Here is a 15689-nt window from a genome sequence, read left to right on the forward strand (position 1 = left end):
TTCTATCCCACCTCGGTCGTTTGCGTTTCAACGAGTCCGTGCTTCCGCAATTTTTTGTACAAGCCAACCCTGCTGATTCCGAGGGCTTTTGCTGTTTTGGTGCGGTTGTTGTCATTGGCGTTCAGCGCTTGCACCAGCAACTCTCGCTCGTTTTGCGCGACCTGTTCGGCCAAAGAAGTCTTCTGCTTGAGTTCCATCGCGATAGGCGATGGCTCGAATTGCGACTGAACAAGTTTCGGTGAAAGGTCGTTGACCGTCAGCTTTCCGTTCTCGCAAAAGAGGACGGCTCGGCGAATATGGTTTTTGAGCTCTCGAATATTGCCCGGCCAGTGATAGTCTCGCAAAACATCCAGAAAATCGAAGTCGACCGAATCGATTTCAATCTCATGTTCGAGGCAGCATTCGTGTACGAATTGCATCGCCAGAGGGATAATGTCGTCAACACGTTCCCGTAATGGCAACAGACGAAACTCAAGGACACTTAATCGATAATAGAGGTCAGACCGGAACTTTGACGCTTCCGCCATCACTTCAAGATTCACATTCGATGCGACAATCAGACGAGCTTCGGCACGTCGTGGTTCGGTCGACCCGACCATTTCGTACTCGCCCGTCTCGATCACCTTCAGCAGTTTCGCCTGTTGTTTGACATCTAAAACATCGATTTCGTCCAGTAACAGCGTCCCCTGCCCAGCGGCCTGGAACCGCCCCATCTTATTCCGATCAGCTCCGGTAAATGCTCCGCGTGTATGTCCGAATAGCTCACTTTCAATGATATCAGACGGAAGAGCACCGCAGGCGAGGTTCTGAAACGGTCGATCTCGCCGGGGAGAGCGTTCGTGAATGATCCTGGCGAGTGTTGTTTTACCGGTCCCGGTCTCCCCCACAATCAAGATGGTGACATTCCGGTGAGCAATGCGACGAATATCATCGATCGCCTGAAAGAACTTTGGCTCACGGGTTTGCAGGTTAACATCAGTCCCTTCCAGACGATGGACGACTGGAATCGTCTTCCGAGATTCCCCAGAGATCACGAGGTGTAGCGATTCGCCCCGTAGCTCAACCAATTCTCCATTGTTGCGAAACTGGACGAAACAACTGGCGATCAAATCGGCTTCAGCAGCGCACCATTTCGGAAGATGACGACCTGAAATGACAACGACAGAGACATCAGCGACCTCTTTTTCCGCGAGTCTCTTAATCAGCCCATCGACTTCAGGGTCAACGTGAACCGACCGTAAGTCTAGAAATATTAGTGGTTTATCTTCTTCCTTCGCAGCTTCAATCGCGTCTTCAGCAGTTGAAACTGACTTCAAGTTCAAATTGTAGCGTTTCAGCTCCTTAAGAATGGAACTAAAGACCTCAAAATCCTTTACAAAGGCAATAGCACTCTTCATCGACAACTCCAAAATTGCATCCCGCATGGTGGTCACAATCGTTAGCGCTGCAATTCCCGATCCGGAAATGCGAAACTTTTCGTTTACACTGATTTTAACGACTGTAACAGAATGGAAGATTAAACAAAATAGGGGAGTTAGGAAGATCCGCTGAGTGTTTTAAGCCGTCAGGCTTTTCTTCTTCGCTCCTGCTGATTTGTCCAACCCTGTCGCCAAAAAACTGCCGATGAGAAAAAGAAGGAGAACCTGTTGTTAACAGATTGGAACACTGAACATTCGAATTGTTTCAGTCTGTAACTCTGCCTGAGATGGCATGGCGTTTGCAACAGTAGGCATACAGAAGAATTTCATTGATGCGAGATCCACGTGGCCGAAAAAATTTCTATCATTGTCCCAACATTCCATGAAGCAGAAAATCTTCCTCACTTGCTTCAACGAATTTCAGCCGCCCTCGATTCCTCGAAAATCGTCTGGGAAGTCATTGTTGTCGACGATGACAGCCAGGACGAGACGATCCAGGTTTGCGAATCTCTTGCCCAGTCTCACCCATTAACCTTGATTGTACGAACCGAAGAGCGGGGACTTGCAAGTGCCGTCGTTACCGGAATGAAGGCTGCGCACTCAGACTACCTGCTTTGCATGGATGCAGATTTGTCTCACCCTCCTGAAGCGATTCCCGCAATGATCGAGTCGTTCAGCGATGGGAAGACCGACTTCGTCATTGGAAGCCGGTATGTCGAAGGGGGGTCAACGGACGACGACTGGGGAGTCTTTCGCTGGCTAAACTCCATCATCGCGACTGGCTTGGTAAAACCATTGACTTCAGCGAAGGACCCCATGGCTGGCTTCTTCGCACTGCGGAGATCTGATTTTCAGGCCGCGTATGAAACACTTGATCCCGTAGGCTACAAAATCGGACTGGAACTCATTGTGAAGTGCAACTGCCAAAAGGTTGCAGAAGTTCCGATTCACTTTTCCGACCGACAATTTGGTGAAAGCAAGCTCTCATTCAAAGAACAGCTCAACTACCTGAGACATCTTACGAAACTGTACGATTTCAAATGGCCTGAAGCGACAAGGTTCGTCCGTTTCGGGATGGTCGGTTTTTCAGGTGTGTTTATTAACCTGGCAGCTTTGGCGGTGCTACTTGAGTTCTCGATGTTGGCCCCGGTTGCCATGGCAGTTGCAATCTGGATCGCAATGAGTTGGAATTTCCTTTTGAATCGGGAAGTGACCTTTCATGACCGAACGACAACCAACATCGGCAGCGAGTACGTTCGATTTTGCATGGCAAGCTTAACCGGAGCAGCATTAAACTGGTCGGTCGCAACCCTTTTGTGGACAACAGTCCCGATGTTTGCCGACTCCCCAACGATTGCCGGACTCGTTGGAATTGTGGCGGGAATGTTCGCAAACTTCACTCTCTGTCGTCGTTTCGTTTTCTTCGAGAAGGAACAAAACGGAACGCAGCAACAAGAGCCACTCAAAAAAGAGCGTTCACGATTTTCAGCAGGGTCATAACACAGTCAATTACATTTTTCGAATTGATGTTCAGGTTCCATCTCGCAGCGAACAGCAATTTCACTGAAAAAACTCGTTCTACAAGGGCCAACAGCAAAGCAAACTGCACTAGTAAATATATTCAGAATACACTCACATTGACTTCTGAAATGATCATCCCCTGTTCAATTTTTGACAGCACTCAGACATTAAGTTTGCGTCTCCCAATGCCCGACATTTAGAAAGCACAGACAAAAGACCAGTCCTATGAACGCCCACTCATCACCCGAGAATAACCTTCCGAATCAGCAGAGATCGCAACGCTTTCTACTGACCGGGCTCCTCATGGTGATAGGACTGACTGGTCTCTGCTGGCTCGGGTTTCGCTATGCCTCTGCTGGAAGTGACGAACTGGAAAGCCTCACTTTTCTGGAAGATTTCAGTGCCCAGAAAGACAAACTCGATTCAGAACTCGCAGCACTTCGCGAAAAGGCCGCTAACAAGCAGTCAACAACGAAGCCGCAACAGAAACAGACTCGGCAAGCACCTGTCAGCCCGTCCGAGACGCTTGATCGACCAGGTGACTTTCACGCCGACGTCCTGCAAATTGAGCTGACAGACCAGGCGATTGAGCAGCGATTAAGACACGATGCCGAGTATCTCTCATCCAATGAACTCGAAGGTCGAGGTATTCGAACAAAGGGACTCGAAATCGCAGGCGAATATATTGCCAACGAATTCGAAAAAGCGGGCTTATACTCAGCCTGGTACTCCGGCACACCATATCAGGAATTCCAGTTACTAAACGGATCGCGTCGTGGTGCCGTTCAGCGAGTTCTGTTCAACCGCAAGAACAACGAAAAATACCTGCTGACACCGAACGTCGATTTTTCTTCGCTGATGAAAACAACCATGGGGACAATGACTCTCCCGGTTGTGTTTGCTGGTTATGGAATAACCGCACCTGAGCTTGGATATGACGACTACGCTGACATTCGAGTCGCGGGGAAAGCTGTCATCATTCTGCGGCACGAACCTCAAAAGAACGATGAGAACAGTGCATTCGATGGAGCTGAAGCTTCGCGATATGCCCCCGTGTACACAAAAATTCAAAATGCAATCACCCACGGAGCGACTGCGGTCATTCTGTGCGACACTCACTCCAAGTCTAAAACCACTACCGAGGATGACCCGTTTTCGAGTAACCTCCTGAAAGTTGAATTTTCTGAAGACGCATTCGACATCACAATTCCGGTGATCCATTGCCGTCAGTCGCTGCTGGACGAAGTGCTGCAAGAGTTCGGAATGGAGACACTTAAGGAAATCGAAATCCAAATCGATTCCGACCTTCGACCACGCTCTCGAGACGTCAAAGGGTTTGAAATAGGATTTGAGGTCGCGAGAAATCGATCAGGCCGATCAGTGCGAAACGTCCTCGCTTCAATAGAACCGAATGGAGCGATGCCAGAAAAAACAATTATTGTCGGCGCGCATTATGACCACCTGGGACGCGACGGCTGGGGATCACTTGCGGTCGGAGCCGATGGCGAAATTCACAACGGGGCTGACGACAATGCATCGGGAACAGCCATCATTATGGAAGTGGCTCGCCAACTCGCAACGAAACGGGACCAATTAAAAAGCCGCGTTCTGTTCATCGCATTCACAGCTGAAGAGCTCGGCCTGCTCGGGAGCAAACACTATATTCGCGACCCTGCCGTCCCACTTAAGGAAACTGTCGCAATGGTCAATCTAGACATGGTCGGCAGATTGCGTGAAGAGCTGACGGTATACGGAGTCGGGACAGCACAGGAATGGAATAGCATTCTCTTGCCCTCTGCAGAGAAGCAAGGCTTGAATGTAACGGGACGCTCGAGCGGTTATGGACCGAGCGATCACGCGGTCTTCTACGAACGTGGCATTCCCGTCCTCCACTTCTTCACAGGTTTCCATCCGCAATACCATCGTCCCGCCGATGATTCTCACTTGTTGAATATCGAGGGGATGCGAAAAATCTCTCGTTGCGTGACCGACATTGTTGCACAACTCGCCTCAACCGAAACTCCTCTTTCCCCTGGAGCGACAGAAGAGGGGATGCTCGCAAGTACCGGGCTCGCAGATCTGCTCGACCAACCGGGCGACACTCCTCCCCGATTCGGAGTCGTCGTCAATTCACTGCCGAACAAAAAGGGGCTTCAGATCAAACGAGTCCTTCCGAGAAGCGTTGCCGGGAACAACGGGCTTCAACCTGGGGATATCATTCATAAAGTCGGCGAGACGACAATTGAAACAATCGAAGACTTAAAGGAGAGTGTCTCAGGCCACGATTCAGGAGCAAAAATTCCAATTCAGCTGACGCGTCGCTCACTGAACCTGGAAATTGAAGTCGTTTTCTAGAAGCAGTCTCAAAACCTATGGAATTGCAACCTTTCTCTGTACCAGAGAAGTGAACAGCAACTTCTGAGGCCAGTTGTAGAACACTTTCGTGCTTCTTTTACCTGTGACTTCTTGCAAATTCATCGCAGTCACAGCACTGAACCAGCGACCAGAAACCACCAGCGTGAGTGGATACGATCCCCGTTCAAATGCGAAGTCTTCAAAAACAATGGGAGCCAAAGCATCTTTCGAGAAATCTTTTTCACCAACGAAGCAATTCTGTTGCGTTTCTTGATGGATTCTTAGCTTCGAACTATTATCACACCTTCTATCATTCACCGAAACTCAAACGCAATCAGCGAAAATTTTCCACCCAGTTCTTTGGATGGGAGATTAACATTGTCCACAGGGGAACAACATGGGAGTGATGAGATTTGTTGTTCATCCTCCTGAACTGTTAAGTGAATGGCCGGAGTCCGAATTAGCTTACATCACCGGTTTTGACGGAAGAGTTTTCCCGACCCGCACTGAAATCCGGGACGGAATTTTTTCTTGTCAGCGCTCATTCTCTGACAGCGGAAAGGTCAGCGTTCCCTGGCCGGTCGATGGCATCGGCAGGCCAGTCTTAACGACAACGTCTTTAAGAGAACGGGACGAACCTTACATCCTGTCTCTCGAACTTGCTCGTGGAAAACTCGCCCAAGTGCGTGACCAGTGGTCTGCCTGGGAGATGGCAAGAATGGCCATTCCCAACTCATTTCGGGAGATTCAAAAGCAGGCGTTCAAGGCATTCGCCCACGCAAGTACGACTCAGCACGATCTGGATGAGTGCACCAAAGCTGCCCAAGCTTCCATTCAAAAAGCATGTGAAGCTGCTGAAATCCTCAGCCATGCTTATGTCGACCAAAGAATGAAGAGCATCAGCCGGACCTCGAGTCATGCGCCTTCACTCCTCGGTGCCTCAATGGATTCCGCGGTCCTCTCACCAACCGGTTCCGCCATATTTCTAAAGACGTTCAACACTGCTTCCGTCCCCATGAAATGGATCGACATCGAGCCTGAAGAAGGAAATTATCAGTGGCAATTGACGGATGAACTCATCGCATTTTGTTCTCAGAACAAACTCATCACACGAGGTGGACCGCTTATCAATCTGGAACCGGGAGGTCTTCCACAATGGCTGAAGTGTTGGGCTGTCGACTTCTTGAATCTGGCCAGCTTTGTCTGCGATTTCGTCGATACAGTCATTTCTCGCTATACCGGTATTGTGCGAATCTGGGAAGTGACTTCTGCTGGAAACATCGGCGGAGCGCTCGACTTAAACGAAGAACAATGCTTGGCACTGGTCGCCAGAACGCTGGAAGCTGCAATTCGAACCGATAGTGATTCTCAGTTTTTCGTACGGATTGAACAGCCTTGGGGCGAATATCAACGACAAGGTTCCCACCGCCTTTCTCCTTATCAATTTGTCGACGCCCTGATCCGCTCGAACGTCGGCCTGTCAGGCGTGAGCCTGGACATCAATGTGGGCTATTCCCACCGCGCATGTTTCACCCGAGACATGCTCTCTATCTCAAAACTCATCGACACCTGGAGCCTGCTCGGGCTACAAATCCACGTGAACCTTTGTTGCCCATCATTGGCGAGTCATGATCCGCTCGCCAACCCGCAAGTCTCTGTCGTCAACAACGCACTGCGTGATGCTTGGTCAGAAGCCCTGCAAGCAGAGTGGATGGAACAGGTCATTCCACTCTTAATGGCGAAACCTGCAGTCACAGGCGTCTTCCTCAGACAATTCAGCGATGAGGTTCCACACCGATTCCCTCACGCCGGAATCCTGGATGCAGCTGGAAATCCCAAACAGATCAATGAATCTCTCCAGAGACAACTCCGCAACAATTTCAACCAGAGTTAACTTTTGGGGATGAGTCAACCTGCCTCGAAGCCGTCCTTCAGCTTTGTTCGGTTGCGACACTGCGGAGTTCTTCAACGAGTTGATCAACCCGTTGAAATTCGGGGCATTGAGAGATCTGCGACGAAGTGGCAAGCTCCTTAGGAAGAGTTCCGAACAGATGCTTCTCCAATTCCTGCGCGAGCCATCCCGCTCGCTGCTTTGTGAATTGGGAATGCAATTGACGAAACCTCGCCTCCAGATAGCCGGCGCTCGTTGAGGCTCCTTCGGTGAGAACTTTGTCTCCCACTGCTGTCATCACTGTTCCTCCAACGGCGTCTCCAGCGATGTGCAGTGCCCCCTGCATCGCCGAATCTGCAACAGCTGGAAACAGGGCATTTCCGACTGGACCGGCTCCGGTCATGAACAGTGCCACGCTGACAGCCGGGCGTGCTGCGGCAGCGACAGAGTCGAGACGACGAAACAGTCGATACGACTGCGGGCTTTCCGTTCGAAACCGTGCCAGTTGTTCTTGCACAAGCACCGAAAGCTCTGTTTCCAGGTCGACGGAGTCATGTTCTTCGCGAATCTTCTCGATCAAATCAAGCCGCGCGTTTCCGGATAGTAAAGTTGTGAGTCGCGGACTTAACAGTGGATTCCCCAAATCTCGCAGCCATGTCAGTTTCTCGAATGTCTTATCAAGTGCCTGCAAAATCGTTTCCCATTCTCGAACCTTATACTGATAAATGGGAGAGTCCTCTGGAGATTTCTTTTCCTGAAGCATGTGAATTGGGTAAGTGACGACGGCCCCCAGCCTGTTATAGAACCCGTGAACTTTCGCCGACCAGCCTTCGCGTTGCTCGCTCCACCACTCCCGGATTTTTCGAATCATCACAGCATTCGGTAACGTCGGCCAATGATCGACTTCGACCAACCGCTGAGAGGACATCAGTTCGAGAGCTGCCTCGTAATCAGAACCTCTTCGGCCAATTTCATTCAACCATCCGGGAATTCCATGTTCGATATCACAGAGACTCTGCAATGCTCCCTGAAGCGTTTGAACCTTAATTTCGGAAAAGCGAAGCTCCGACAGATCTTTCAGCAAGTCTCTCGAAGTTGAGTCGGAAACGCTTCCCTCTTGCGGCCAGGATCGTTCATAAAATGGCAACGCATTCTCTTCAGCTGCCCGACGATCATTTGGAGCAAGATACAACAAGTGAGGGTTGATTTTGGTCTCTTCGTGAAATGTCTGCATCCACAATGGCCAGTACTCTTCGTCATCAGGGAGCAAGACCTGGTTGAAGACAACAATGACGAACTTGCTCTCTTGCGACGCTTTCCGGAAAAATTGCTTCACAGCGGCGTCATTATATTTTTGCTGAGTCAGCACAGCGACCAGCACATCTGCACTTCTCCGAATTTTATCCGCCCGCTCCCAGTTCACCTCTGCAACACTGTCGACATCTGGTGTATCAAGTACCACTAAATTGCTCGGCAGCGATTGGCTTTCTCGCCAGAACAGCAAATGCCGATCATCCTCTCGCAAGGCCTGATCGGCATCGGCCCACGGAAGAAGTTCAAACCCGGGAAAGAGTTCCTCGATATTGTGCGAAGCCTCAAACCCTGCCGGGAACAGCACCGTTGGATGTTTCGTCCCAGAGGCCATCGGACTGGTCGCACTCAGTCGTCCGCCAGCGATATGGTTGAACAAAACAGACTTACCGATATTCGTCCCCCCGACCACAGCAACAATCAGGAACGAATCTTTTCCCAACTGCGGTCGCACTTTTTCCTGAAGCAATTCAAACCATTCACGATCCTTCAACGGCGGAAGCTCAAACGAGGCAATCCGCCGTTCCAAAGCATCAATCGCCTCGGTTAACCGAACGATCACATCGGAACAGTGTTGAAATCGAGAGTTCATGAACAGGCAGTATTCGTCTAAAAAATGATTCGAGTTGAAGCCAAAAATAAAATTCAGGACTGCCGAAAGCCTACCAACAGTTCGGCAAAGTGGTCTATTTCAAAATTTTTGCCAGCTTGAGTCCTCCAGCGTCCTGTCCATTCACTTCAATCGTACAAGACCACTCGCCAGCCATCATTTCACAGCCAAGCCTGATGCAAACGCCTGATGCAAAAAGTGAAAACAGATCATTACTTTGTAGAACCAGTCCGAAAACTTTTGGAATGGTCGCTTTCCTCAACGTTTGAGGGAGCAATTTCAAGTTTCAGGATCAGTTCTAAATTGGATCATCAACATACCAGCCGACTCAGCAAGTTTAGCAGTTGCCCGTCAAACGAGAACATCCCTCGTCCGCAACTTGCTCATTTCAAGTTCGATTGAGATACTCAAAACAGGTTAATCAAGGAGAACCGATGGGTAACGCGAGCCCCCTCTCGCAATCGATTCCCCCCAATCTCCTCACAGAACAAGTTGATGAGTGTGCGCCTCAAACAGAGACAGGGAAACCGGTAACGACGACGCAACCAACGACTTACCCTTGAATTTCAATCCATTGAACCTCAACCAGCGGCCCCATTGAATAACCACTTTCGGTTGCCTTCGCTGAGGCCGCATTCGGAGCCCCACCATGCAGAGCACCAACCATTTCGATCGCCGGCAATTCCTCCAGGCCGGCACAGTTGCCGTCGCAGCTGCATCGATTTCTCCCAGCCTTTTCGCCAAGGAAAAAACGAACAAAAAGCAGGAAATTATCGACGCACACTCCCACATCTGGACCGATGACATCGCTCATTACCCGCTTCAAAACGGACAAACGGTCGAGGACCTCAAACCTCGCACCTTCACTCCTGAAGAGCTCATGGCGGTCGCATCCCCGCACGGGGTGACCAAGGTGGTCCTCATTCAGCACAACGTTTATCACGGAAAAGACAACTCATACATTACCGACACAATTCAAAAGGAACCCCAAAAATATTCCGGCGTCGCATGTATCGACGCTGCGGGGAATGCTCCGGCCAAAGAGATGGACAGACTCCGAAAACTTGGAATTCGCGGCCTGCGAATCCGGTCCGGCGATGGAAACGTCAAGAAATGGCGAGACAGCCCAGGGATGCACGCGATGTGGAAGCATGGCCCGAAAATCGGGATTGCCATGTGCCCCCTCATCAACCCGGAAGATTTGCTCGAAGTCAACCACTTCTGTGAGAAATACCCGGACACAACAGTCGTCATTGACCACTTTGCGCGTATCGGAATCGACGGGAAAATCGATTCAAAAGACCTGAAAAGACTCGCCGATCTCGCAAAATTCCCTAACACCTATGTCAAAGTTTCCGCCTATTACGCGCTCGGCAAGAAACAACCGCCTCACGATGAACTCACCCCGATGATCCACGTTCTGTACGATGCCTACGGAGCCAATCGGCTCATGTGGGCCAGCGACTGTCCGTATCAGTTAACCGCACCAAACACCTACGGAGATTCCATCGCTCTGATCCAGGACCGCATCGATTTTCTCTCAGCAGCTGACAAAGATGCCATCCTCAGAAAAACAGCTGAAACCGTCTTCTTCAGCTAACTTCAAGATTCAAAACCCAGGGCAAGCCCCCGCAGATCAACTGCGGGGCAATCCTCTTTGATTCCGGTCCTGCGAATTCTCCTATCTGCCATTCTCTCAACAGTTTGCACAGCTGATCCGTGTAGAACACGTGAACTGCAAACCATTTGTCCTTTAAACCGTAAACCGGTGTAATCAGCCGGTGACACGTCAAAGCCCCGAAACAGCATGTTAAACCGGGTAAACCTGCATAAACAAACGTGTTTCAGTTCTTGAACACGTTTGGCACGCCGATTGCCATAGAGCTTTTCCGCATCACTTGCCGGCGATGCGAGGTGAAGAACTGTCTGCAGCGGTGACCCACCAAAGAGTAAACATAATAAAGAATAGAAAAAGAAAAAAAGGACAAAGAACTATGTTGAAAGCAATCTTGAAAGACGAAGCTGGTTTTGTCGTCTCAACTGAGCTCGTTCTGATCGCAACTATCCTCGTCATCGGACTCATCGTTGGTCAAACAACACTCCGTGACCAAGTTGTAACCGAACTCGCCGACGTTGCCGACGCAATCTCAGCAATCGACCAAAGCTACGCATACTCAGACATCACCGGACACTCATCAAGCACAGCTGGAACTGTTTTTGACGATGAAGCAGATTTCTGTGATGTGAGCGACAGTGGCGAACAGGGAACTGGAGCTGGTTCAGGTACTTGCGTGCTGATCGATAACGGAGTATCCGAGCAGAATGGTGCCCAGACTATCGCAGAAGCTTCTGACAGCATCTAAAACTAATTCAGGATTTTCTTGAATCGAAGGTAGTGGGTGGTTGTACCACCCACTACCTGTTTGGGTGTAAATCGAAGCCAAGCATTCTTCATTCGTACCTGAGCCGATTGTCGATGATACGAAGGACAATATGATGTTCAAAAATTTAATACGAGATGAATCGGGATTCGTAGTCTCAACAGAGCTAGTGATCATCGCAACCATTTTGGTCATCGGAATGCTTGTTGGCTTGACTACAATTCGAGACCAGGTTGTAACAGAACTCGCTGATGTTGCTGATGCAATTTCTGCGCTGGACCAGAGTTATGCCTTTTCTGATATCACGGGTCACGCCAGTAGTACAGCGGGAACAATGTTTGACGATGAGGCCGATTTTTGTGATGCCTCAGACGCTGGCTCGCAAGGTGGCTTTGTATCTGCAACTTGCATTTTCATTGATGGCGGACTGGAAGTGAATGGAGCTCAAATTGTTGGCTCGCCAACAGACTCCTCTCCATAAAACATTCTGAAGCTGCTTGTCGATATAGAAATGGCCCAATAGGGTCATTTCTTTTTCTGTATACTCTTGACTTTCTGATCCAGAGATATTGCGGATTTCAACTTAAACTGTCACGCATTCTATTGCGTTTTGCCAGACTACCTATTTTACGCTGTGATTCTCAAATAGGGATGTCATCGTCCAGCGTCAACCAAGGCATTACCTGCATGATGACCTCCCTGCTTGAAGAATCAGCGCAGTATGATGGGTGGTTTAGGAAAGCGCAACAGAATGCATGCTGGTCATAATTGGAATGAGTATATAGAACTATGGAGTGGTAAATTCATCTGAAGCCTCGCCATGACAGTGTGCAAATCGCTGTGAAATCTATCAGTTCCCAAATTCTCCCAAATGTTTTTTTTACAAATCAATGATTTGCCGAACATCGTGGTTGAATTTGATGACTCCGTATCATATTATCTTGGCTATCTTAACAGACTCGATAGCATTCCTTAAGATTTTGGAGAAGTAGCGTGAAGGGTTTGAAAATCACTTTATTTGCAACACTTCTATGTGTTGGATTCGCTTTAAACGCACACGCTGCCCCAATTTTCAGCAATTTTCCAGCCCTTAATCCCAACGGTTCTGGTATCACAAGCGATGCTGCTTCTACGAATCCTAACCCTTTTGCAGGCGTGTACTTTGATGTCCCCGGAGTTGGGACTAATGGTGTCGTAGGAGTGAGTTGGATTGGTCACTACTCCTCCGGCCTGCCTACGGATGATTTTTCCATCCGTTTTGAGGCGATAGATAATGGGACCTACCCGAATGTAAACACAACCACCAATCCAGCAACGGGACCTGAAACAACCTTTCATGTTGGTGTTGACTCTGGGACATCACTCGATAGTCGTGTTGCAACAGGTCAATCTGCTGGTGGACATGCACAGTATCTCTACACTGCAACTCTTGATGGGTCATACATGCTCACAGGTGGAGTATCCTATATGATCTCAATTTACAACAACACATCTGACGCAACAGCTTGGTTTTGGGACAAGTCAGTCTCGGCAAGCAACGGTACGTACTACAAAAATGTTCTCGGCCAGCCTTTTTGGCAGATTGGGATTGCAGATCAGCAACTTGTGTTTAGCTTGGACACCGAAAGTCTTGTAGGTCCCACTGTTCCTGAACCTTCGTCGTTCATTCTTCTTGGGACAGCGATTGTTGGGGCTTTGGCTTACCGACGTCGGCGTAAGGTTGCCTAGTTTCTCTTGTGAAGCTTGATGAAATCAATGAAACGGCCGCTCTTTGAGTGGTCGTTTTTTTTGCGTTTTGACTCTTCTTTCCTTTCAATGTTCTGATCCGGTCGAACTGCTTTCTTCCACTCTCTTCCGAGCTGGGTTTGTCGTTTTGCCTCTCTCAATTGACAGAGAATTTTTGGCGTGCCTCTCTGTCTCCGCCCCACTCCAGTGCTTGCAATCTTAGTCTCGAAAATTAGACGCTTCCTCCCAGCCGTTTGCTGCTGCCCATTTCGTGGAATTTCAGGTTCAAACTTGAGGGGCATATCACAGGCCTATTGCGTCTTGATGCTCGTACTGTTTCGCAATTGGAAAAACGGACCTGTTGTTGAGTACCACTTCCAGGTTGTGTGAGTACAATACAGCTCTGGCTTGAAGTGAATCATGCGGGTGAGACTCATTCCTCTCTCAACAATCTTCACTCAAAACAATCGCTGCCAGTCATCGCAAGCAAGTAGGGTACGCTGTGCTTACCTTTGTGACAGCTATCTGCGGTACGCAGAGCGCACCTTGTTCGTCGTTGATGTGTCAGGCCAGTTGGAGAGCGGGAAGTATGATTGTCCAGCAGTCCGGGACCACTGTCTCCCACCAAGATTGCACGGGGCGATGAGCCAGAGTTACAGACGACTGAACATTCCTTTTCCGCTGGCCACCCTAGAAACAAGACATTAGATACACAGGTTTTCAAATGAAACAGATTCAAACCGTCTCCGGAAAAGCAATTCCATTGTTGTTGGACGATATCGACACGGACCGCATCATTCCGGCCCGATTTCTTCGCTGTGTTTCTTTCGAAGGGATTGGTGAGCACGCCTTTGAAGATGATCGTTTGCAAGACAAGAACCATCCTTTCAATCAACCGCAATACCAAGATGCCCATGTCCTGGTCAGTGGCCGCAACTTTGGTTGTGGGTCTTCACGTGAGCATGCTCCTCAGTCACTGATGCGTTGGGGTATTCAGGCAGTCATTGCGGAATCGTTCGCTGAGATCTTCTTCGGAAACTGCACATCACTCGGGGTCCCTGCTGTCTGTGCAGGAAGGACTGATCTTGAAGCTCTCAGCAAAGCGATTCAAGCGGACCCAACTCTTGAAGTGATCGTCGACCTTGAAAACTGCCAGGTGAAATACGGCGAGACCTCATTCGCAGTAACAATCCCGGATAGCGCACGAAATTCGCTTGTCTCCGGACAGTGGGACTTCTTGTCGCAACTCCTCGAAAACAAACCCACGATCGAAGAGAAAAAAACAACGCTTCCCTATCTCAGCGGGTTTCCAAAGGCCTGAATTCGACCACGATCTCGGTGAGGGGCACCTGAACATTCGCCCGGACCGATTGGACCATCGCGACTTACCTTACGCTGGGAGATGAATCATTAAGGAGATTTCCGAGTTGATTTGAAAGTGAGTCGAGGATTTTCAGGTCCTCGACGTGTTGACGCTCAATAGAGGATTCCAGATTCAGGAGATCGCTGCGATACTTGTCGACATCGGACTTGAGGTTCTCAATACGATTGTTCGAAAGTTTGAGTGCTTCAGCCATCTCTTTTAGTGCCCGATCATTCTCCTGAATGATTTTCTCCAAGCCTGACAACTGCTGCTCGAGTTCCGCAGATTTGGACTCTGTTTTCTGCTTGAGATCAGTCAGCAATGGCAGGCAGTGAGCAGGATCGGGTGGAATGAAAGTGAGTGTTCGGTTCGAGGTTGAAATGGACGATGTGCTGCTTCTAACGGATTGAGATTGCGAAATCGGCTTCGCAATTGTCCGTGGCGGTTTCGACGTCTGATCACTCTTCATTTCTGACGAGTTCGATTTCCATTTCACCTGCGCGACGTTTGAATTGATCGAGGGGTCGGTCGAATCTTCAATTCGTCGACAGGCCCGGGGGGACTCATCGTACTCCTCTAGCGGAATGGGGACGAGTGTGAAGCCTTCATCGCCAAGTTGTGGGCTCAGCTCGATTGATCCCGCTTGAAAGTCTGCGTTGACCACGCAGTCACAACCGGGATCTTGTTGACGTGAAATGGTTCCGCACCCGGTCAACACTCCGAACAGTAATAATGCAACGAACAGCATCCGATGTTTGATTAGCATGATAGGCATCTTTCGTTTCGTCTCTTCAGAACGCATCTTGCGTCTTTCTCAATTGGGTAGAACGGACTGTCGGTGATCACCTCACCTTGTCCATTCAAGTTTCAGAGCCGTAGTCACAATCTAAAACAACGTGACTTCCACATGAGCATTGAATCTCAATTGACTGGATCAACTCCTGATCGCGATGAACAATGACTTTCGGAGAAGTCTGTTCCTGCTCGGTGACGAGTAATTTTCGCGGATCGATTTTGACTCGATTTGCGCGAACGATTGCGGAAGGTTGGCTGCGCGTCATTCGGACACCTCACTTGATGGAAAATGGATTTTAATTCGATACGGAAAATGAGA

The 15689-nt window shown here is 49.4% G+C and carries 13 protein-coding genes; 8 read left to right on the plus strand and 5 right to left on the minus strand.

The window, feature by feature from the left end:
• Window positions 1–2: 2 nt before the first annotated feature.
• Window positions 3–1397 carry a sigma-54-dependent transcriptional regulator gene (locus tag Mal48_RS13025; RefSeq protein ID WP_197441682.1) on the minus strand — a complete coding sequence of 465 codons (1395 nt, stop codon included), beginning with the start codon at window positions 1395–1397 and terminating at the stop codon, window positions 3–5.
• Window positions 1398–1763: 366 nt separating this feature from the next.
• On the opposite strand from Mal48_RS13025, the gene Mal48_RS13030 reads away from it, so the two are divergent.
• The 3 genes from Mal48_RS13030 (at window position 1764) to Mal48_RS13040 (ending at window position 7188) form a co-directional block, all read left to right on the plus strand.
• Window positions 1764–2918 carry a glycosyltransferase gene (locus Mal48_RS13030; protein WP_145200026.1) on the plus strand — a complete coding sequence of 385 codons (1155 nt, stop codon included), beginning with the start codon at window positions 1764–1766 and terminating at the stop codon, window positions 2916–2918.
• A gap of 246 nt (window positions 2919–3164) precedes the next feature.
• Complete coding sequence (locus Mal48_RS13035; protein WP_145200029.1) at window positions 3165–5294, plus strand: M20/M25/M40 family metallo-hydrolase; 2130 nt, start codon at window positions 3165–3167, stop codon at window positions 5292–5294.
• A gap of 397 nt (window positions 5295–5691) precedes the next feature.
• A complete protein-coding gene (locus Mal48_RS13040) occupies window positions 5692–7188 on the plus strand; it encodes an endo-1,4-beta-xylanase (RefSeq protein ID WP_145200032.1) in 1497 nt (498 codons plus the stop codon).
• A gap of 37 nt (window positions 7189–7225) precedes the next feature.
• Here Mal48_RS13040 and Mal48_RS13045 read toward each other — a convergent pair whose 3' ends face one another.
• Together Mal48_RS13045 and Mal48_RS13050 are read right to left on the minus strand one after the other, a co-directional pair.
• On the minus strand, window positions 7226–9088 hold the full coding sequence (locus Mal48_RS13045; RefSeq protein WP_145200035.1) for a GTPase: 1863 nt from the start codon (window positions 9086–9088) through the stop codon (window positions 7226–7228).
• A 94-nt stretch (window positions 9089–9182) separates the two neighbouring features.
• Window positions 9183–9389, minus strand: a complete 207-nt coding sequence (locus Mal48_RS13050) for a hypothetical protein (RefSeq protein ID WP_145200038.1) — start codon at window positions 9387–9389, stop codon at window positions 9183–9185.
• A 366-nt stretch (window positions 9390–9755) separates the two neighbouring features.
• On the opposite strand from Mal48_RS13050, the gene Mal48_RS13055 reads away from it, so the two are divergent.
• From Mal48_RS13055 to leuD, 5 genes are all read left to right on the plus strand, one after another.
• Window positions 9756–10706: an amidohydrolase family protein gene (locus tag Mal48_RS13055; protein ID WP_145206176.1), complete on the plus strand. Its 951-nt coding sequence runs from the start codon at window positions 9756–9758 to the stop codon at window positions 10704–10706.
• Between the two features lie 394 nt (window positions 10707–11100).
• Window positions 11101–11469 carry a branched-chain amino acid aminotransferase gene (locus tag Mal48_RS13060; protein ID WP_231739555.1) on the plus strand — a complete coding sequence of 123 codons (369 nt, stop codon included), beginning with the start codon at window positions 11101–11103 and terminating at the stop codon, window positions 11467–11469.
• Between the two features lie 130 nt (window positions 11470–11599).
• Window positions 11600–11968: a hypothetical protein gene (locus tag Mal48_RS13065; protein WP_231739558.1), complete on the plus strand. Its 369-nt coding sequence runs from the start codon at window positions 11600–11602 to the stop codon at window positions 11966–11968.
• Window positions 11969–12687: 719 nt separating this feature from the next.
• Complete coding sequence (locus Mal48_RS13070) at window positions 12688–13215, plus strand: PEP-CTERM sorting domain-containing protein (protein WP_231739562.1); 528 nt, start codon at window positions 12688–12690, stop codon at window positions 13213–13215.
• A gap of 721 nt (window positions 13216–13936) precedes the next feature.
• Window positions 13937–14533: a 3-isopropylmalate dehydratase small subunit gene (leuD, locus tag Mal48_RS13075; protein WP_145200044.1), complete on the plus strand. Its 597-nt coding sequence runs from the start codon at window positions 13937–13939 to the stop codon at window positions 14531–14533.
• Window positions 14534–14597: 64 nt separating this feature from the next.
• Here the strand turns inward: leuD and Mal48_RS13080 are convergent, their stop codons facing one another.
• Together Mal48_RS13080 and Mal48_RS13085 are read right to left on the minus strand one after the other, a co-directional pair.
• The gene (locus Mal48_RS13080) at window positions 14598–15341 is read right to left on the minus strand and encodes a hypothetical protein (protein ID WP_145200047.1); all 744 of its coding nucleotides are present in this window, start codon (window positions 15339–15341) and stop codon (window positions 14598–14600) included.
• 94 nt (window positions 15342–15435) lie between these two features.
• A complete protein-coding gene (locus Mal48_RS13085; RefSeq protein WP_145200050.1) occupies window positions 15436–15636 on the minus strand; it encodes a hypothetical protein in 201 nt (66 codons plus the stop codon).
• Window positions 15637–15689: the final 53 nt, after the last annotated feature.

Source organism: Thalassoglobus polymorphus (genome assembly GCF_007744255.1).
Lineage (GTDB): Bacteria > Planctomycetota > Planctomycetia > Planctomycetales > Planctomycetaceae > Thalassoglobus > Thalassoglobus polymorphus.